General features: G+C 53.7%; 14 protein-coding genes and 2 tRNA genes. 6 read left to right on the top strand and 10 right to left on the bottom strand.

The window, feature by feature from the left end; translation table 11 throughout:
• Window positions 1–24 precede the first annotated feature (24 nt).
• The 8 genes from ACKXF9_RS07640 to ACKXF9_RS07605 all read right to left on the bottom strand — a co-directional run bounded on the left by ACKXF9_RS07640 (window position 25) and on the right by ACKXF9_RS07605 (window position 9003).
• The gene (locus ACKXF9_RS07640; protein WP_418265752.1) at window positions 25–621 is read right to left on the bottom strand and encodes an acyltransferase family protein; all 597 of its coding nucleotides are present in this window, start codon (window positions 619–621) and stop codon (window positions 25–27) included.
• Entirely contained in the window at window positions 618–1586 is a 969-nt protein-coding gene (locus ACKXF9_RS07635) for a glycosyltransferase (protein WP_120020563.1), read from the bottom strand. The genes ACKXF9_RS07640 and ACKXF9_RS07635 overlap by 4 nt, the downstream gene beginning before the upstream one ends.
• Window positions 1583–2791, bottom strand: a complete 1209-nt coding sequence (locus tag ACKXF9_RS07630) for a glycosyltransferase (protein ID WP_418265751.1) — start codon at window positions 2789–2791, stop codon at window positions 1583–1585. The genes ACKXF9_RS07635 and ACKXF9_RS07630 overlap by 4 nt, the downstream gene beginning before the upstream one ends.
• A 6-nt stretch (window positions 2792–2797) precedes the next feature.
• Window positions 2798–3925 carry a glycosyltransferase family 4 protein gene (locus ACKXF9_RS07625; RefSeq protein WP_418265750.1) on the bottom strand — a complete coding sequence of 376 codons (1128 nt, stop codon included), beginning with the start codon at window positions 3923–3925 and terminating at the stop codon, window positions 2798–2800.
• An 88-nt stretch (window positions 3926–4013) separates the two neighbouring features.
• Window positions 4014–4559 carry a glycosyltransferase family 4 protein gene (locus ACKXF9_RS07620; RefSeq protein WP_418265749.1) on the bottom strand — a complete coding sequence of 182 codons (546 nt, stop codon included), beginning with the start codon at window positions 4557–4559 and terminating at the stop codon, window positions 4014–4016.
• Between the two features lie 1061 nt (window positions 4560–5620).
• Window positions 5621–6652 carry a type I glyceraldehyde-3-phosphate dehydrogenase gene (gene gap / locus ACKXF9_RS07615; protein ID WP_005945602.1) on the bottom strand — a complete coding sequence of 344 codons (1032 nt, stop codon included), beginning with the start codon at window positions 6650–6652 and terminating at the stop codon, window positions 5621–5623.
• 198 nt (window positions 6653–6850) lie between these two features.
• A complete protein-coding gene (locus ACKXF9_RS07610; RefSeq protein WP_418265748.1) occupies window positions 6851–7633 on the bottom strand; it encodes a hypothetical protein in 783 nt (260 codons plus the stop codon).
• A complete protein-coding gene (locus tag ACKXF9_RS07605) occupies window positions 7633–9003 on the bottom strand; it encodes a citrate synthase (protein WP_418265747.1) in 1371 nt (456 codons plus the stop codon). Before ACKXF9_RS07605 ends, ACKXF9_RS07610 begins: the two co-directional genes overlap by 1 nt.
• Window positions 9004–9249: 246 nt before the next feature.
• Between ACKXF9_RS07605 and ACKXF9_RS07600 the strand changes: the two genes are divergently transcribed.
• The gene (locus ACKXF9_RS07600; protein WP_418265746.1) at window positions 9250–10263 is read left to right on the top strand and encodes a SpoIID/LytB domain-containing protein; all 1014 of its coding nucleotides are present in this window, start codon (window positions 9250–9252) and stop codon (window positions 10261–10263) included.
• A gap of 155 nt (window positions 10264–10418) precedes the next feature.
• Here the strand turns inward: ACKXF9_RS07600 and ACKXF9_RS07595 are convergent, their stop codons facing one another.
• Window positions 10419–11438: an alpha-hydroxy-acid oxidizing protein gene (locus tag ACKXF9_RS07595; RefSeq protein WP_339395567.1), complete on the bottom strand. Its 1020-nt coding sequence runs from the start codon at window positions 11436–11438 to the stop codon at window positions 10419–10421.
• A gap of 247 nt (window positions 11439–11685) precedes the next feature.
• On the opposite strand from ACKXF9_RS07595, the gene ACKXF9_RS07590 reads away from it, so the two are divergent.
• The 3 genes from ACKXF9_RS07590 to ACKXF9_RS07580 all read left to right on the top strand — a co-directional run bounded on the left by ACKXF9_RS07590 (window position 11686) and on the right by ACKXF9_RS07580 (window position 12986).
• Window positions 11686–11777 (top strand) — tRNA-Ser (locus tag ACKXF9_RS07590).
• 127 nt (window positions 11778–11904) lie between these two features.
• A tRNA-Ser gene (locus ACKXF9_RS07585) sits at window positions 11905–11996 on the top strand.
• Between the two features lie 114 nt (window positions 11997–12110).
• Complete coding sequence (locus tag ACKXF9_RS07580) at window positions 12111–12986, top strand: hypothetical protein (protein WP_418265745.1); 876 nt, start codon at window positions 12111–12113, stop codon at window positions 12984–12986.
• Between the two features lie 118 nt (window positions 12987–13104).
• On the opposite strand, the gene ACKXF9_RS07575 is transcribed toward ACKXF9_RS07580, so the two are convergent.
• Entirely contained in the window at window positions 13105–13914 is an 810-nt protein-coding gene (locus ACKXF9_RS07575; RefSeq protein WP_418265744.1) for an RICIN domain-containing protein, read from the bottom strand.
• A gap of 367 nt (window positions 13915–14281) precedes the next feature.
• Here ACKXF9_RS07575 and ACKXF9_RS07570 point away from each other — a divergent pair, with 367 nt between their 5' ends.
• Both ACKXF9_RS07570 and ACKXF9_RS07565 read left to right on the top strand, forming a co-directional pair.
• Complete coding sequence (locus ACKXF9_RS07570; protein WP_418265743.1) at window positions 14282–15664, top strand: MATE family efflux transporter; 1383 nt, start codon at window positions 14282–14284, stop codon at window positions 15662–15664.
• 147 nt (window positions 15665–15811) lie between these two features.
• Window positions 15812–17431, top strand: a complete 1620-nt coding sequence (locus tag ACKXF9_RS07565) for a DUF5046 domain-containing protein (RefSeq protein ID WP_418265742.1) — start codon at window positions 15812–15814, stop codon at window positions 17429–17431.
• Window positions 17432–17444: the final 13 nt, after the last annotated feature.

Genomic DNA, 17444 nt, shown 5'->3' with positions numbered 1-17444 from the left:
CTCTCCTATTGTTTACTCTCTCTTTTAAGAATACAGAATGTTTGTCCTTGCACTGAAATTCACTAGCACTCTATCTGCAATGTGGCTTTCATCAAAGAAATATGTGCTGCATACGAAGTTGTAGATTACAGCACAGGCAAGTGCCAACCACGCGCGTTTCTTGTTTTCCAGCAGGAAGCAAAAAAACGGAAACAACAGATAAAATACGAAAATCACTGCCAACGTCCAACTTACACCGATAACCGATATGTTCATATTCGGCAAAAGACCCTGACAAAGTGTCAGGTTTGCAAAGACCTCATACAATGCACTTTTACTGGGTGACATTACAAAGTCCAGCGCACAAAGCAATGCGAAGTACGGCCAAATTTTACTGTATCTTTTGGCGTAGAACTCTCCCACACTGATTTTCTGATCCTTGAATTTCTGGTAATAGCCACAGCACATACCAAAGCCACTGACCATCATAAAAAGGAAAACGAGGTTTGTGAAAGACGGAATAAGCTGCTCAAACACAAATCCTCCTATCCCATATTCTCCATTTGTGAGGATGTGCATCAGCGCAATGCCGATAATGGCATACGCCTTCAAGCCATCTACTCCTTCATACCTTTCTTTCATTCCGCAAGCATCCCCCACAGTGTTTCGGTATACTTTTCCTCAGAGCACTCATTCTCAAGGAAATCCTTAAATTTTGCTGCACAGATATCTGCATCGTTTGTATGCAGAAGATAATACTGAATTTTGTCCACCCAGTCCTCTACGGTATTCTTACATAAGGCTCCGCATCCATCTGACAAATATCCTTCTGTCGTAACCGTATCGGATGTTATAATCATTTTATTATTTGCAGCCGCCTGAAAATAGACGGTCAATCCTGCCGGTGCTTCTGTATCCAGTGGCATGGCAATAAGTTGTGACTCGCACAAAAACTCCATAAATTCGCTTTCCGGGATATCCGTTTTAACGCAGACATTATCCCCCATAGCGCCTAAGAACTGTTCTTTCAGAGCACTCGGCATAACACAATTAAACGTCACCTTTGGAAGCTTTTTCGCAACTTCAAATAGCAGTTTCCAATCCCGGCCATTTCTACCACCACAAAAAACCGTATTTACCTTGGTTTCTACTCGCTTATTCAAAGTATAATTTTGATGATAGACATCATGCAAAAGCGTAAAATTCACTTTTGTATTCAAAATCTCATTAATATAGCGGCCGTACTCCACAGTCGTAACTGTTGCCGCAAAAGAATTTGAACACAACGCCTTTTTATAAAGATACTTTGCCACCTTGTTTTTCGTTGTATTTTTATCTTTCAACAAAATATTGATTGCTATAACTTTAATTTTCTTGTTGGTCAGTTTACTCAACCACCAACACAACACTCCCATAAAGTCATACCAGCATACAATGGTGTCACCTGATTTTGTACGTTTTACGGTTGTACTGCACACTGAGAGCATTTGCTTGATAGAAGTGCAGCGCCACTCAGGATAAATTTCCTTGTACTCTTTTTCAAATGCCGCAGTCAAAAACGACATATCTTCCAATTTCTTGGGTTTATCATATAAAACATAAATCATGCTTCACCTCTATAAACCTTCATAATTTTCTCGTAATACTCATCGATTGTATCGAAGCTGATGTCTTTGCAGTTCTTGCTATACTGCTCACACAGCTTCTTATCACCCCAGAGCTTCTGAACCTTCCTTTTCAGGTCTTCGGCATTGCCGCTCTCAAACAGTTCACCAGTTTTACCGACCTGAATCAGTTCCGGGATACCACCTATCTCAGCGCCTAGCACCGGCGTGCCGTACATCTGGGATTCCATCACGGAGAACGGGCAGTTCTCATACCACTCAGACGGGTAGATGGAGAACCGTGCCTCACGGATGAGCTTTTCCAGTGCCTCGCCTTTCTGGAAACCAACGTTCTTGATGTTCTTAATACCATTTACTGTCTCTTCCAGCGGGCCAGTACCGGCGAAGATGAACTGCACATCCGGCAACTCCTTACAGACCTTGATGAGCGTGCCGATACCCTTCTCCTCCGAGAAGCGGCCGAAGTAAAGGACGTAGTCCTTCTTTTCCGTTTCCTTCCACTCCACCTTATCGATGAAGTTGTGCATTGCCACAGTCTTCGTCGCAAACAGCGGGTTGCTGTCCATCTTGCTCTTCATGAACTCCGAGCAGCAAATCATGGTGTCAATGTACTTGTAGGTGCCCTTCCACTTCCAGAACTCAGCCTCCATCATGCCGATGGCCGACTTCGCAGTGGAACCGTGGATGCACTTGCCTTTCATGCAGTTCACGAAATGGCCGCCGAGGCACTTCTCACAGTTCTGGTGGGTGTTCGGATTGTTCAGCATGTGGTTCGGGCAGACCAGCTGGTAGTCATGTGCCGTGAAGATGATCTTACAATCTCTTCCGTTCTCCTTGCGCCACCTCACGATTTCCAGAATGATGGAAGGTGTCAGCTGGTAGTTAAAATTATTCAGGTGACAGGCATCCGGCTTGAAGTCGTCCAGAACTTTTCTCAGCTGCACCCGTGCTTCCTTGCTGTAGATGGTCTTGATCGGGTAGGTCAGCTTGCTCAGTTTCGACCCACCGTGGAAATCCATATCAGATGTATAAGCATTGACCCGGTTGCCCACGCAGCGGCCTTCGTGCTCCATACCGAAGTACTGAACCTCATGTCCGTGCTGCTCTAGCGCCTCACCCAGCTTAAATATGTAGGTTTCTGATCCACCGTTTGGATATAGAAATTTATTTATTATCAATACTCTCATTTATTATTATCTCCTGTACAGTTTCATCGTTTTCTTTACAACTTCATCCCAGTTATATTTCTCGCAGATAAAGTCAGCTGCCTGATTCTTCATTCTTATAACCATTTCTGGATGGTCACAGGCATCTTGCAATTTTTCTCGCAAGTCCTCTACATCTGACTTTTTGAAAATCAATGCCTTATCTTCCACAACCTCTGCACATTCTGGAATATCGGATACCAGACAGCAATTGCCGTAGCTCATCGCCTCCAGCAGACTTAATGGCATTCCTTCCAGATCGGACGGCAACGTGTAGATGTAAGCGTTGCTGTATAGTTCATCCAGCATTGCTCCCTGCACAAACCCGGTAAAGAGAATCCGATTGTCACCCTTCGCCAGTTCTTTCAATTCCTCCATAAAGGAATCCGTATCACTGGAGCCACCTGCAATGACCAGTTTTTTATCTGTCTTGACATTCTTGAAGGCCTCAACCAGATATCGAATCCCCTTTTCTGGCACCAGACGACCGAGGAACAATATGTATGAGTCTTTTTTCAGCCCGAACTTATCTGTAATCAGACTTGCTTCCCGAATCTGCGGCCTATTCACGCCATTAGGGATAAAGTGCGTTTCTCTTCCATAAGTTTCCTTAAAATAGTCCTGCACTCCTTTGCTCAGAACAATGACCTCGTCCGCATATTTCGCAGCATTTTTTTCGCCTTGGTGGATAAACTTAGAACCAAGTCCTGATTGCCATTTCTCGCGCTGCCAATCAATGCCATGGACGGTAACAACAACTCTTTTCCCAAACATCTTCGGCAGCCATGCAAAGAACGCCGGTCCTTCGGCGTGGATGTGCACCACATCGTATTTTCCAAATGCACTATAAAGTGCCGCAAATGCGGAGGAGCTGACTGCAGCAAGTCCACGCCGTTCAATGGTCGGAACAGCCTTCTGACGGATTCCCTCGTACTCCGTTTTACCAGCATCGTCATATTCTGCACCACTCACATGATGGCCTGCTCTGTTGTAGCAGGTCACGTCACAACCATTCTGTGCCATTCGGGTGCAGAGCTCTTTGACAACGATCTCTACTCCACCTTCTCTCGATAATCGCTTCTGTCCGAACATTGCAATCGCAAGTTTTTTACTCATAAATCTTTCCCACAATCCCACTCAATTTTTCATCAATATCTCGGCCAACACAAAGAGCGGATAGGCTCGTACACCTGTCCGCTGGCTGTCACCCCACCCTCATGGTCGAGATTTCTTTCTGGATGGCATTGCTGCCACCCAAAAAGATCAGTCGTTCATTCTTCGGGTAAGAAAATATGAACTTCGGGGTGCGGAGCCTTTCATTCTCTGCCGTACCCTTGTCCCTATTATGACAGCCGCGTATTATTTCACACTCCCCATGGACGGTAACAACAACTCTTTTCCCAAACATCTTCGGCAGCCATGCAAAGAAGGCTGGTCCTTCGGCGTGGATGTGCACCACATCGTATTTTCCAAATGCACTACAAAGTGCTGCGAAAAAGGAAGAGCTTACCGCTGCAAGTCCGCGTCGTTCAATAGTCGGAACAGATTTCTGACGGATTCCCTCGTACTCCGTTTTACCAGCATCGTCATATTCTGCACCACTCACATGATGGCCTGCTCTGTTGTAACAGGTCACGTCACAGCCATTCTGTGCCATTCGGGTGCAGAGCTCTTTGACAACGATCTCTACTCCACCTTCTCTCGATAATCGCTTCTGTCCGAACATTGCAATCGCAAGTTTTTTACTCATAAATCTTTCCCACAATCCCACTCAATTTCTTCATCAATATCTCGGTCAACACAAAGAGCGGATAGGCTCGCTTGCCTGTCCGCTGGCTGTCACCCCACCCTCATGGTCGAGATTTCTTTCTGGATGGCATTGCTGCCACCCAAAAAGATCAGTCGTTCATTCTTCGGGTAAGAAAATATGAACTTCGGGTTGCGGAGCCTTTCATTCTCTGCCGTCCCCTTGTCCCTATTATGACAGCCGCGTATTGTTTCACAGGTTCCATACGGGTTCTGTATTCTCCGCAATCGGATCCATTTCACCCGCTTTGACCTCTGGATTTCCAAATTTGATTTTATGTTGTTTTTGTACCACAATAACCCCGGACGATCTTTCGCCCAGGGTATCTCATCCACGTGATTTAATTCTGCGCAGTTTCTCTGCTCGAAAGTACAGATGTTTTTCTGTTCTCCCACTCACCAAAAGCATACTTATTTCCCCCAACCGCAACTCAGGAGATTTCGTTCTTTGAGTAACCTTTCGATACCAACTTTCCACCAATTTCAGCCTGTTGTTATCAGTATTATTTTAGCATGTTTTCTTCTTGCATACAATACTTCGTTGCACTATCGTTGCTCATTTTACGGATAAGATTTCAGTCTATTTTACGCATTTTCTTGCTAAAACCCCCAATTCGTCAAGAAATTTCCTTTTTCATCTATTGCCTGTTCCAATTTTTCAATAGAACCTCTTTCCCTTTGACTGAAAAATAACGTTATCACTCATTTTTTCATTCTTTATGTATTTGCCTTTTCACCGTCATTACTACGCGAATTTATCCATCCAGCCTGAAAAAATGCATATTTTCTCGCATAAACAAATCAACCATTGTCCAGACAAAAAAGCAGCAATCCAGAATTCCGCAAGCAAAAAAACACCCTTCCTCTCACGGAAACCCGCAAAAGGAAGGGTGTTGAACTCGTTATCCTGTTGTCGTACCAATCACAGCATGTTCGCACCAGCAAAGCCGGTGCCAGCCGTCATTCAGCACGGTACCTCAAGCACTTTTGAGCGTGGAGCTGTGATTAGCAGTTCTCAGCGAAGTACTTAATGGTACGGACCATCTGAGAGGTGTAGGAGTTCTCGTTGTCGTACCAAGACACGACCTGAACCTGATAGGTGTCGTCGTCGATCTTAGCGACCATGGTCTGGGTAGCATCGAACAGAGAGCCATAACGCATGCCGATGACATCAGAAGAAACGATCTGATCCTCGTTGTAGCCGAAGGACTCAGAGGTAGCAGCCTTCATAGCAGCATTGATGGACTCCTTGGTGACGTCCTTGCCCTTGACGACAGCAACCAGAATGGTGGTAGAGCCGGTAGGAACAGGCACACGCTGAGCAGAGCCGATCAGCTTGCCGTTCAGCTCGGGGATGACCAGGCCGATAGCCTTAGCAGCACCGGTGGTGTTGGGAACGATGTTCTGTGCGCCAGCACGAGCACGGCGCAGATCGCCCTTGCGCTGAGGACCATCCAGGATCATCTGGTCGCCGGTGTAAGCATGAACAGTGGTCATGATACCGGAGACGATGGGGTAGGTCTTGTTCAGGGTGTTAGCCATGGGAGCCAGGCAGTTGGTGGTGCAGGAAGCAGCAGAAATGACCTGATCCTCAGCGGTCAGGGTCTTCTCGTTGACGGAGAAGACAATAGTCTTCAGATCGTTGCCTGCGGGAGCAGAGATAACGACCTTCTTTGCGCCAGCCTGGATGTGAGCCATGCTCTTCTCCTTGCTGGTGTAGAAGCCGGTGCACTCCAGAACGACGTCAACGTTCAGTTCGCCCCAGGGAGCATCCTTTGCATCCTTAACAGCGTAGATCTTGATCTCCTTGCCGTCAACAATGATGGAGTCCTCAGTAGCCTCGACAGTGTGCTTGCCTTCGCCGATCTTGCCGCAGAAAGAACCCTGAGCAGTATCGTACTTCAGCAGGTGAGCCAGCATCTTGGGGCTGGTCAGGTCGTTGATTGCGACGACCTCGTAACCCTCAGCATCAAACATCTGACGGAAAGCCAGACGACCAATACGACCGAAACCATTGATAGCAACTCTAACAGCCATGTTAATAGTACCTCCTAATTATTTTACCCATAATCGGATAAATCACGGTATCTTTATTTTAGACCAAAACGCAGAAAGTTTCAAGTGTCTGCCAAAAAATTAACAAGACATTTCTATCATTTTTTGCTTTTGTACGATTTTGCTTCCTTTCACTCGCCAGTTTTAGGCAATTGCGCCAACAGCGTGCCAGCACTTTTGTCAGCTCTGTCTGTTCAGGCAGGCTGCAGCGCACACTCCTCCAATGCTGCCCACACAGCAAAGGCCCAGCCCTGCAAAAAAGTCAGGCATCACAGCAAGGCCCATACCATTGCCTGCCAGCAGCGCAAAGCACTGGGGCAGCTGCCAGCACAGGCCCAGCGCAAAGGCGGCAAGCCCGGCTGCGCACAGTGTTTTGCCATTGTCCGGCTGCGGGATATGCAGTGCCCGAGCCAGCGCCGCCAGAAACACCAGCACTGCCAGCACCTGCCACACTGCAGCTGTCGGCTGCACCCGGTGCCAGCTGGAGCTGTTCTCCATAAAGCGCATCAGTACGTTCCAATAGAACAGCAGGCTTCCTGCAACGGCAAGGTACAGCCCGCCAAAGGGCTTCTTCCACGCGTCAGGGCTCAGCCAGCAGCGGCCCATCGTACTGAGCCACACAGAGCACACGCATTCCAGAATACACCGCACAAAGCCGCCCAGACCGGAAGCTGCACCCAGCGCGATCTGTGCACCCGCTGCAGCCAGAAAGCATACTGCACCGGCAAACGCCAGCACACCGGCCAGCGGCCTGCGGCTGCGCACTGCCTCCGAGCGGGAAGGCTGTGTACGGCCCACGAGCACTGCAGCCAGCACCACAATGCCCAGTGCCAGATAGCGCCACCACACCGAGCCCACCAGACACAGGCCGGTAACGGCATCGGTGCCAAAGGCCAGATCTGCCGCGCGCAGCACGCCCAGCAGAGCACTCAAGATAAAAACGAACAAAACAGAAGGATTCATCAGCGTTCCTCGATCGGCTTATATTTCTGGCGCACGCCCAGATACTTGTAAGCGGGGCGAATGATGCGGTTGGCGAATACCACCTCTTCCACGCGGTGTGCACACCAGCCGGGCACACGGGCAATGGCAAACAGCGGGGTGTAGATATCCTCGGAAATGCCCAGCATGTTGTAGATCAGGCCGCTGAACAGGTCCACGTTGGCGCACACCGGCTTGGTGCTGCCCTTTTCCTCGGCAAAGATGCCGGGGGCCAGCCGCTCGATGCTGCACAGCATGTTGTACTCTTCCTCAAAGCCCTTCTCGTAAGCCAGATGGCGGGCACGCTGCTTCAGGACCACCTCACGGGGGTCGCTGATGGTATACACCGCGTGGCCCATGCCGTAGATCAGGCCGGAGCCATCGCCCGCCTGCTTGCGCAGGATGCGGCGCAGATACTCGCGAACTTCATCGTCGTCTTCGGGGTTTTCCACATGCTTGAGGATATCCTTCAGCTGACGGTTCACCATCAGGTTGGCACCGCCGTGCTTAGGGCCCTTCAGTGCGCCGATGGCCGCCGCGATCGCAGAGTAGGTATCGGTGCCGGAGGAGGACAGCACGCGGGTGGTAAAGGTGGAGCAGTTGCCGCCGCCGTGGTCGGCGTGCACCAGCAGGCACATATCCAGCAGCTTTGCTTCCTCGTGGGTGAACTTCTGATCCGGACGGTAGGTGCTCAGGATGTGCTCCGCCGTGCTCTGGCCGGGCTTGGGCAGATGGAAGAACATGCTCTGCTTATCGTAGTAGCGGCGCTTCATCTGGTATGCGTTCACCATCATGGTGGGCATGCTGGCGATCAGATTGATGCTCTGGTTCAGGATATTCTCCAGGCTCAGATCCTCGGCGTGCTCATCATAAGAGTAAAGGCCCAGCACGCAGCGCTGCAGCTTATTCATGATATTGGGCGAGGGGGCGTTCATGGTGTCCATGAAGCCTTCCGGCAGGGCGCGGTGCTCTGCCAGGATCTCACAGAAATCATCCAGCTGCTCCCGGTTGGGCAGGCTGCCGAACAGCAGCAGCCAGATCACCTCTTCAAACACAAAGCGGTCGTTGCGGTAGGCTTCGTCCACGATCTCGTTGATGTTGACGCCGCGGTAGATCAGCTTGCCGGGAGTGGGGATCACATGGCCTTCCTGATCCTTCTTATAACCCACAACGTCACAGACATTGGTCAGGCCAGCCAGAACGCCGGTGCCGTCCGGGTTGCGCAGGCCGCGCTTGACGCCCAGACGCTCACTCGTCTCCGGGTCGATGTAGTTATTGGCCACATATTCCTCACACAACGTCCGCATCGTGTTCTGGTCCAGTGCAGCCACTTCTGAATGTGCAAAATTCATAAGGGGATTCTCCTTTCATCCTATTTCTTATACTTTCCCGCCCATCCTCTGTGATGGGTATAATTCTATGATATCGCTTTTGAAGAGTAAATTCAAGCATCAAGTGCATCATCTGGCACACAAACTGCCCTCTCATCACCTTTTTTGGCTTGCGCTGCAAAAGACGTTCTCCCTGTTTCGCATCTTTTTTCAGGGTGTATCCGGTATTCTGATTTAAAAAACACCGCTGTCGGAGGGGCTTGGACTATGAAAAAGTTATTTCTGCTGATCTTTGCAGTCCTGCTGGTTCTGGGCAGTGCTCTGCCTCTGGCTGCCTACCGGGTCACGCGGGCTGTGCTGGGCCATACAGCGTCTCTGCCCGCAGCATCTTCTGTGCCTGAGTTGCCCACATCGCAGCCCAACGCCCTTTCTTCCGCAGACGCCGAGACCTTTCCGGTGGAGGATCAGTCCGCCGGAAAGGTAGTGCAGCTCTCCCGCCGGGAATACGTTCTGGGGGCTGTCGCCGCCGAAATGCCGGTCAGCTGGCCGGACGAAGCACTCAAGGCACAGGCTGTTGCCGCCCACACCTACGCGCTCTACTGCCGGGATCATGCCGCCCTGCAAAGCGGTGCATGGCTCACCGTTGATCCTGCCCGGCGTCAGGGCTGTCTGACCGAACCGGTGCTGCGCAGTTACTGGGGCACCGCCTACGAGCAGAACTATGCCCGGCTCTCGGCCCTTGTGGACGAGGTTCTGAACGATCTTCTTTTTTACGATAACGCCCCTGCCTGCACCAGCTACTTTGCCATTTCCAACGGCCGGACAGAGGCCAGCGAAAATGTGTGGGGCACCGCCCTGCCCTATCTGATCCCGGTGGACAGCAGCACCGACCTTTCCGCTGATAATTATCAGTATACTGCTGTATTTTCTGCCGCGCAGGTGCAGCAGGCTTTTTCCAGCCTTGGCATCACGGCCGATCTCGCCGCACCGGAAAGTTGGTTCGGCCCGGTCGAACAGACCTCCTCCGGTTACACAAAATCGCTCACCGTCTGCGGACAGACCGTTTCCGGCACAGCCCTGCGTCAGGCACTGGGTCTGCGCAGCACCTGCTTTACCGTGCAGTACCAGAGCGGAAACTTCAGCTTTACCACCCGGGGTTACGGCCATGGCGTGGGCCTGAGCCAGTGGGGTGCAAAGGCCATGGCAGAGCAGGACGCGGACTATGCAGATATTTTAGCTCATTACTACCCCGGGACACAGCTGCACAGGATGGGGTCGTAACGGGAAACTCCATTTTATGAAGCAGATGCTGCTTTCCGTTCCGACCCTTCCCGTGAAAAAGTAAATCGGCAAAGCCCGCAGGTTTTGCCGATTTACAAGTACAAAAATTTTTCCGCTGATATGCTCAGAGCGGAGAGCATTTTAAATGGTTCTGCTCAAACCCGCACCATATCCGGCGTGATCTCCGCCAGAGAATGTGCACCGCACATCTGCATGGTGTCAGCCAGCTCACCGGCCAGCTTGTCGATGTAGCACTTCACGCCCTCTTCGCCGCCGCCATACACAGCCGTGACGAACGGTCGGCAGATCAGCACGCCGTCTGCGCCCAGCGCCAGTGCCTTGAACACATCCACACCGGTGCGGATGCCGCCGTCCACCAGCACCTTCACGCCGGTACCCTTGAGGGCTGCTGCGATCTCGGGCAGCACCTCGGCAGTGGCAGGGCACTGGTCCAGCACACGGCCGCCGTGGTTGGATACCACGATGGCAGCAGCACCGGCTTCCTTTGCCTTTTGTGCGCCTTTGACCGTCATAACGCCCTTGACGATAAAGGGCCGCTCGGCCAGCTTGACGATCTCGGCAAGCTCTTCCACGCTCTTGCTGCCTGCCGGAGGGGTCATGTTCTTCAGGAAGGGCAGACCGGCGGCGTCCACGTCCATGGCCACGGCAAAGCAGCCGCTGGCCTTGGCCTGCGCCATCTTTTCCTTGATGGTGTCGATGTTCCAGGGCTTGATGGTGGGCACACCGCAGCCGCCTGCCGCGCCGATGGCCTTGGTGGCCATTTCCATCACGGTGGGGTTGGTGCCGTCACCGGTAAAGGCCGCGATGCCATTTTCTGCACAGGCGCGCACCAGAACATCGTTATAGGTCATATCGGTGTAGGCTTCAGAGTAGTGCAGGTTCACCGCACCCACCGGGCCTGCAAAGAAGGGGTACTTGAAGCTTTTGCCAAACAGCTCCACGTGGGTGTCCGGCGTGCCGCCCTCACACAGGGTGTCCATGTTCACACGGATCTCGGCCCACTTATTATAATTGCGGATGGCGGTATCGCCCACGCCCTTGGCACCGGGGCCCGGGATCTGGTTTTTGCAGGCCACGCCGTTGCACACCGGGCAGGCCTTGCAGTATTTGCCAATGCACTCACGGGCATTGGCCAGCACTTCAGGATAAGTCATAAGAAAGCATCCTCCTTTTTTATTCCACTCTGCGGCCGCAAAGATTTCCCGCCGCAGTACTCTCCTGCTTCATCATAGTCCGGTTCAACCGCTTCGTCAAGGGCTTTTGCTGCATCCCTGAATTTTTTGCCGTTTTTTGCCTGCACAGAGATGTCGTTTTGAAAAAAAACATTTTTTTCAAAAAATCCTTGACAAAAGCGGTTCTTTCAGGTATTATAGTGTGGCGCTGCGGCGCACAACCGAATGTGGAAAGATGGCTGAGTTGGTCTAAGGCGCACGACTGGAAATCGTGTAACGTGTCAAAAGCGTTCTGGGGTTCGAATCCCCATCTTTCCGCCAGAAATCCGGAACCTTTGGGTCCCGGATTTTTTGTTTTATCTTCTCATTTTTCATTTTAAAAAAAGTGCTTGACAAATGCGCACCTTTCAGGTATTATAGTAGAGCGCTGTGACGCACAACTGAATATGGAAAGATGGCTGAGTTGGTCTAAGGCGCACGACTGGAAATCGTGTAACGTGTCAAAAGCGTTCTGGGGTTCGAATCCCCATCTTTCCGCCAGAAGTCCGGAACTTTCATGGTTCCGGACTTTTTGTTTTGTCCGGCTTCGCTTGACTTTTGCCTGCCGTTCCGCTATGCTGAATAAAATATCTTCTCACCAAAGGAGGATTTCTTATGGCATCTTCCCGCAAAAAAAAGCGCGGTGTCGGCCGCGTGGTACTGATCCTGATCCTGTGCCTTGCCCTGATCGCAGTGATCGCCGTTACGGTCGGCTACAGTCTGGTGGCCCGCCGCGTGAAGGCCCTGCAGGCCGGCGCGGCATTCACCTTTGATTACGAGGCGGCATCCACCGCCGATTCCCCCGCCCTGTACACCATCCTGCAAAAAACCGGCTCCACAAAGGGCACAGTCAGCGGCCTGTACGCGCCGGACGCTCTGCAGCTGAGCATCACGGCCCCGGGCGCGGTCATTCCCGCCGACCCGCTCACCCGCGTGTACGTCAGCGGCAGCGAAACGTTATACGATGTGGGGCAGCTGTACAAGAACATCCGCTCCTCCATCACCGGCAGCTACCCGCTGGCAAGCTTTCTGATGCCGGACTGGACCCTTGGCAATTATGTCTCGCAGGCCCAGCTGGCCAGCCTTCTGGGCGTTGGCACCGAGGCCACCAGCCTGCAGGACATGACTGAATTTGAATTGCCGCAGAAAAAGCCGCAGCGCGTGCAGCCGGAAGGTGCGCTGGACGGCTACCTTTACTATCAACTGGACACCGGCGACACCAGTGCTTCTGCCCCGGTGCTGGTCATCGGCTTTGAAAAGAGCAAATTCTTTGAAGATCCCCTCCCGGTACACATCCTGCTGACCATCCCGGAGCATCAGGTCCGCATCCAGCTCACCGGCACCGTAAGTGCCCAGACTGTGGTGCTCACCGCGCCAACCTCCCGCATGAAGGATGAGGACATTCAGACTCTGGTGCAGATCCGTGATACCATCCAGAGCGTGCTGCAGTTTGTGCAGAGCACTGCTGACAGCATGCAAAAGGCAGGCTGACCATAGATCAGCACGCAGAACCCGGAACCTTTTCAGGGTCCCTTCCGGAATAACAGCAGCGCCCGCCGGGCTTGAACCTCCCGGCGGGCGCTGCTTTTATAGTTTTTGCCGTCCGCGATCAGACGGTCTCTTTTTTCTTGCGGGGTGCGCACTTGCGCTTGGGCTTCTCCGCAGCAGGCTTTTCCTCTGCAGCGGTCTCTGCCTTTGCAGGCTCAGCCTTTTCCGCTGCCTTGGCAGCAGTCTTTTTGGCTGCGGTCCTGCGGGCAGGCTTTTCTGCGGGTGCAGCTTCTGCCTTCACCGTTTCTTCTGCTTCGGCGGTCTTAGGCTCTTCTGCCTTGGCGGCAGCCGCCTTTTTGGTGGTCCGGGGCTTGCGGGCTGCAGGCTTCCTGGCCGGTGCCTTTTCCTCTGCCGGAGCTGCTGCAGCTTCCGCAGCGGGCTCTTCAGCCTTCTTGACGGCACGCTTTGCGCGTTCCTTTACCTCGGCAATGGTCCACAGCTGATCGTCTGCACCGGGCACTTCCTGCCAGATCTGCAGCACCGCGCCCACGTCAGCGCCTATGCCGACTGTATCCACGCACTTGCCGCCTGCCCAGGAAGAGCGCAGGCGCACCTTTCCTTCCGGGGTGGGCTGGACCGTCCACATCTGGGAGGTGCCGCCCACATCCTCCCACAGATGCAGCCATGTGCCGTTGGCAGTACCGGTCATGGTCAGGTCCAGCAGCTTGCCGGAAGCACGGTTGCGGATGCGGTAAACGCCGTCTCCCACACGGATGAAGCTCCACTCCTGCTCGGGCTTGTGCTCGTACTTGCCCAGGCGGACGGTGCCGGCTCCCTTGACGCCTTCCACAGCCTGAATGACATTGCCGGTGTGTGCGGCAATGGTATAGAAGTGATCCGCTCCGATCACAGTCTGTGCAACAGTTTTCATGATTTTTCCCTCCTATTGGAATTGCAGCAGCCGGGTCCTGCCTGCAGCCGCCTTTTGTTTACGCACAGCCCGCATAAAATACAGGCTTTTTTGTTCTCCTTATGGTAAATGATACCACATATCGTGATTTTCCACAAGCAAATCGACCATCCTTTAGCAAAACAGACAAAAAGAGACACTCTTTCCGCCTGTTTTTCTCCTGCTCGACCGTCTCTATGCGGCTCCTTTTGCGGTGCCGCACCTCTCGACTTTTTGCCGTACATGCGCTATACTATGTGCCAGCATCCCTTGCGCATCTGCCAAAGCTATCCGCCGCTCTGCTGCAGGGGCGGTTTTTTTCTCACCTTATACAGAGGGAGGCCCTTTCATGGCATCGAACGAGCTCAATATCCAGCAATACAAAAAAATGACCGAGACCCCCATCCCCAAGCTGATCCTGGGGCTTGCCGCTCCCACGATCTTAAGCATGCTGATCACCAGCATCTACAATCTGGCCGACACCTTTTTTGTGGGCCAGATCTCCACCAGTGCTTCCGGCGCGGTAGGCGTCGTTTCCAGCCTGATGGCCATTATTCAGGCTCTGGGCTTTACGCTGGGCCACGGCTCCGGCACCATCATCAGCCGCAGTCTGGGCAGCAGGAACACCAAAGCAGCCACCCGGTTCGCTTCCACCAGCTTTTTCACGGCGCTGGCCGTTGGTGTGGTGCTGGCCGTCATCGGCCTTGCCACGCTGCCCGGCTTCATGCTGCTGCTGGGCAGCACCGAGACCATCCTGCCCCACGCCTGCGCCTATGCGCGGCCCATCCTCATCGCGGCCCCGCTGATGATTTCCAGCCTCGTGATGAACAACATCCTGCGCTACGAGGGCAAGGCCAATTTTGCCATGATCGGCCTTGTGACCGGCGGCGTGCTGAACATCCTGCTGGACCCCGTTTTCATGTTCGTGCTGGGCCTTGGCACCGCCGGTGCAGGCATCGCCACGGCTCTCAGCCAGACGGTCAGCTTTTTCATCCTGCTGTCCATGTTCCTGCGGGGCAAGACGGTCAGCCAGTTCTGCATCCATTCCGTCACCCGCGAAGCACGGGAGTTTGGCATGATCCTGATCGGCGGTGCTCCCAGCTTTGGCCGTCAGGGTCTGAACAGCATCGGCGGCATGCTGCTGAACATCGCCGCCCGCAGCTATGGCGACGCTGCCGTGGCCGGTATGAGCATCGTTTCCCGCATCTTCATGTTCATCCTTTCGGTCGTCATCGGCGTAGGGCAGGGCCTGCAGCCGGTAGCCGCATTCAACTATGGTGCACACAAGTTCCGCCGGGTGCGGCAGGCGGCCATCTTCACCATGGGTGCCGCCTTCTGTATGCTGGTGGTTCTGGTCGCCCTGTGCTGGGTGGACAGCGATGCCCTCATCCGCCTGTTCCGCGACGACCCGGAGGTGACCGCTGTGGCCCTGCCTGCCTTCCACTACCAGTGTCTTGCTATCCTGTTACAGCCGGTGATCGTAGTGGCAAACATGACCTTCCAGAGCGTAGGCAAGGCCGGGCGCGCCACCTTTCTGGCCTGCTGCCGTCAGGGCGTGTTCTTTATCCCGCTTATCCTCATCCTGCCCCGCACGCTGGGACTCATGGGCGTGGAGACCTGCCAGCCCATTGCGGATGTGTTCACCTTTATCGTCTCCCTGCCCTTTCTGCTGGCGTTCCTGAACCAGCTGAGCCGGATGGACGACGCCGAAAAAGCCAGATCCGCTTCCTGAACCGCTGTCATAAAACTGTAACCAGCAGCCGTGTTTTCCTGCAATGGAAAGCACGGCTGTTTCGTATTATAATTGAACTGGGAAATCAAGGAAGCCCCTGCTTTCTTCTCTGTGTACTGTTTCAGGCCTTTCAAAGGAGTGATCTTTATGAAGTGTACCGTTTCCCGCATCGGCTGCGCTGCCGCCTGCATGGCGCTGTGCCTTGCCCTCGGCTGCAGCTGCAGCGTGTTGCCGCCCGCTTCCGGCAAGCCTGCTGCGGCGGCTCCCTCTGTCCCCACCGACAAAAATGGAAATCTGCTTTACGACAGTTCCCGCCTGGATGACGGCCGGCTGCGGATGCTTTACGGCTACGACAGTTCCGGCAACAGCTGCACGGTGCTCTGCGGCGGAAAAGTCCTGTACCAGTCCTTCCGCAGCGAGAACGTGAACCTTCTGCAGGACACCGTGACCGGTGAGACCAACTACTGGTTCCGCACCTGGGCCGACCCGGACGCTTATTGCGGACGGCGCAGCGGCCTGTTTGACAAAGACGGCAATGAAGTCATGACCTTTGAGGGGGAGCAGAACGCCTCCATGCAGAACAGTCTGCTGGTGCTGCAGGAAGTCCACGCCGTGAACGGCAGCTACGAAAACGGCTACGACGATTACGGCACCTGTCAGGTGATTGACCTTTCCACCGGCGAACGTCTGCCCGTGCCGGAAGGCGCTTACAGCTGCATCGTCTGCGGGGACTATCTGGTGTTCAACTGCTACGCCCGCCCGGCAGACCTCTCCGAAGATGCGTGGGATGACGAGCCCGCCCTGCACAGCTGGGTCATTGCCCAGACACGGGATGGCACGCAGGTCTATCGTGCCGACACCACTACTGCCATGAGCATTTCCTATGCACCGGACGTTCTGAACGACTGGGTGGAGCTGGATACCTGCCACGCCAGCGGCGAGCCAACGGATGAAACGCTCTATAACCCCGCCACCGGGGAGTTCTTCACCGGCTTCCGGCAGGTGTGCGGCAGCGGCACCGCCTGCTTCGAGACCAGCGATGGCCGCTATGAGCTGCGGGACCTCACCACCGTGGACTGCACCCTCATCGGCACCTTCGATGACCAGCCCAGCAGCTATTTCCCGGGCTATGTGGTCACGTGGCGCACGAGCGGCGACTTTGGCTATGACCTGCACGACCTTGTTACCGGTGAGGTGACACCGCTGTACGCTTCCAGCGTCATGGGTGACACCATCGCCCTTTACTACGAGGACGGCCGCCTGAAGGTGTTCAGCACCGCCACTGGCGACCTGATCACCGACACCGCCGTGGAGCCAGTGGAGGGCCAGCAAAGCGTGATGATGGATAACAAGGGTGACGGCTACGTCTGGCTGGAGCTGCGGGATAACGATAACTTTGAGACCACCGCCACCCGCGTGTACGGCCCCGAGGGCCTTGTCTCCGACCTGACCCATCTGCAGGACAAGTATTATTCCCTGAACTATCTCATCACCACACCGGAGGGCAGGCCGCTGTACTGTGGCAACGCCAATGCGCCCAGCAGCAACGGCTCAATGTGTGACGTGCTGGATGAAAACGGCAACATTGTGTTCTATGGCCTTGGCAGCTGCTACAGCTACTACGACAACAGCCTGAACCAGCTGCCAGAACATGTGTTCGTTGCAAAACGCGGCTTTTACTACGGCTGGATGGATACCGACGGCAAATGGCTTTACTGCCGCAGCATTTTCTCTTCCATCAATGCCGACGACGAAACGGGCTACTGACCCAATAGGAGGA

The sequence above is a fragment of the Faecalibacterium sp. 9 genome, assembly GCF_048320955.1.
Classification (GTDB): Bacteria; Bacillota; Clostridia; order Oscillospirales; family Ruminococcaceae; genus Faecalibacterium; species Faecalibacterium wellingii.
The sequence above is the reverse complement of the archived record's forward strand: the minus strand, read 5'-3'. Positions and strand labels throughout refer to the sequence as shown.

Bases quoted from the DNA above. Each gene is read 5' to 3' on its own strand.
- ACKXF9_RS07605 (WP_418265747.1), bottom strand. From the start codon at position 9,003: ATGAATTTTGCACATTCAGAAGTGGCTGCACTGGACCAGAACACGATG.
- ACKXF9_RS07630 (WP_418265751.1), bottom strand. From the start codon at position 2,791: ATGAGAGTATTGATAATAAATAAATTTCTATATCCAAACGGTGGATCA.
- ACKXF9_RS07610 (WP_418265748.1), bottom strand. From the start codon at position 7,633: ATGAATCCTTCTGTTTTGTTCGTTTTTATCTTGAGTGCTCTGCTGGGC.
- gap (WP_005945602.1), bottom strand. From the start codon at position 6,652: ATGGCTGTTAGAGTTGCTATCAATGGTTTCGGTCGTATTGGTCGTCTG.
- ACKXF9_RS07580 (WP_418265745.1), top strand. From the start codon at position 12,111: ATGGCATCTTCCCGCAAAAAAAAGCGCGGTGTCGGCCGCGTGGTACTG.
- ACKXF9_RS07570 (WP_418265743.1), top strand. From the start codon at position 14,282: ATGGCATCGAACGAGCTCAATATCCAGCAATACAAAAAAATGACCGAG.
- ACKXF9_RS07625 (WP_418265750.1), bottom strand. From the start codon at position 3,925: ATGAGTAAAAAACTTGCGATTGCAATGTTCGGACAGAAGCGATTATCG.
- ACKXF9_RS07565 (WP_418265742.1), top strand. From the start codon at position 15,812: ATGAAGTGTACCGTTTCCCGCATCGGCTGCGCTGCCGCCTGCATGGCG.
- ACKXF9_RS07620 (WP_418265749.1), bottom strand. From the start codon at position 4,559: ATGAGTAAAAAACTTGCGATTGCAATGTTCGGACAGAAGCGATTATCG.
- ACKXF9_RS07595 (WP_339395567.1), bottom strand. From the start codon at position 11,438: ATGACTTATCCTGAAGTGCTGGCCAATGCCCGTGAGTGCATTGGCAAA.
- ACKXF9_RS07600 (WP_418265746.1), top strand. From the start codon at position 9,250: ATGAAAAAGTTATTTCTGCTGATCTTTGCAGTCCTGCTGGTTCTGGGC.
- ACKXF9_RS07635 (WP_120020563.1), bottom strand. From the start codon at position 1,586: ATGATTTATGTTTTATATGATAAACCCAAGAAATTGGAAGATATGTCG.
- ACKXF9_RS07575 (WP_418265744.1), bottom strand. From the start codon at position 13,914: ATGAAAACTGTTGCACAGACTGTGATCGGAGCGGATCACTTCTATACC.
- ACKXF9_RS07640 (WP_418265752.1), bottom strand. From the start codon at position 621: ATGAAAGAAAGGTATGAAGGAGTAGATGGCTTGAAGGCGTATGCCATT.